The sequence below is a fragment of the Lysobacter sp. Root690 genome, assembly GCF_001427785.1.
In the GTDB taxonomy this organism is placed as follows: Bacteria; Pseudomonadota; Gammaproteobacteria; order Xanthomonadales; family Xanthomonadaceae; genus Lysobacter.
Genome location: NZ_LMHM01000003.1, coordinates 1 through 1088, shown reverse-complemented (window position 1 = coordinate 1088; position 1088 = coordinate 1). Strand labels below are relative to the sequence as shown.

General features: G+C 64.0%; 1 protein-coding gene. It reads right to left on the bottom strand.

The features are described 5' to 3' along the window. Positions 1-7 precede the first annotated feature (7 nt). Positions 8-1088 (bottom strand): IS30 family transposase (locus ASD86_RS04890; RefSeq protein WP_200957208.1); only part of this gene is annotated, 1081 nt, incomplete at its 5' end.

Genomic DNA, 1088 nt, shown 5'->3' with positions numbered 1-1088 from the left:
TGCACTGTCAACGTCTAAGTGCATCAAACGAGTCAAACACGGCCTGGCGAACTTTCGCAGCCGACTCGGGCATGCCCAACTCACGAAGAAATACGACGGCCGGAAATTCATAGCCCAATGACGCCCGCGGTCGGGTGTTGAACTCGTGAGCGATGCGATCCAACTGCTGCTGGGTGAAATGCGACAAGTCGGTGCCCTTGGGGAAGTACTGACGCAACAGTCCATTGGTGTTCTCGCAGATCCCGCGTTGCCACGGGCTGCTGGGGTCAGCGAAATAGACTTCTACCTTCGTGCGCTGCGTCAGCACCTTGTGCAACGCCATTTCCTTGCCCTGGTCGTAAGTCATCGTTTTGCGCGCCGACTCCGGCAAGCGTCGCAACACCCGGTTGAATCCTTTCAGGGCATCGATCGCCTTGCAGCCATCCACGCGCGCGAGCACGGTGAACAGGGTCTTGCGGTCCACCAGCACGCCGATCGCCGATGCGTTCCGGGCGCCCACCAGCAGATCGCCTTCCCAGTGCCCCGGCACCTGTCGATGTTCGGCCTCAAGCGGGCGATGGTGAATGCTCTGCATGTCCCTGCGTCGCCCGCGCCGTTCGGGTCCCGGCCGCGGCGAACGCCGCGCCGCGCGCTGCTGCTTCAACAGCAACGTCAACTCGCGTCGGATTGTGCCGCGGGGCATCGCATAGATCGCGTTGTAGATGGTCTCGTGCGACACCTGCCACTCCGGTTGATCGGGGTACTGATCGCGCAGGCCTTGGCTGATCTGTCGTGGCGACCAGAACCGCATCAGCCGGTCTTTGACCTCTCGCCACAGCGCGCTGTCCAGCGTGAGTTTGCGTTGCCGGCGCGCGCGGTGGCGCAGTCGACGCGCCCGTGCGCCTGCATGCACCGCATCATAGCCGCGACGCGGGCGGCCCAGGGCCGGCGTCGCGGTTGGGGCGCGATGTCCATTGCGGGCCAATTCGCGCGACACGCTGCTGGCCGAGCGATCCAGCGCACGCCCGATCGCGCGGCTACTGTGGCCCTGCCTCGTCATGATCATGATCACGCCGCGTTCTACTTGGCTGAAGTGGCTGTACTGCGTT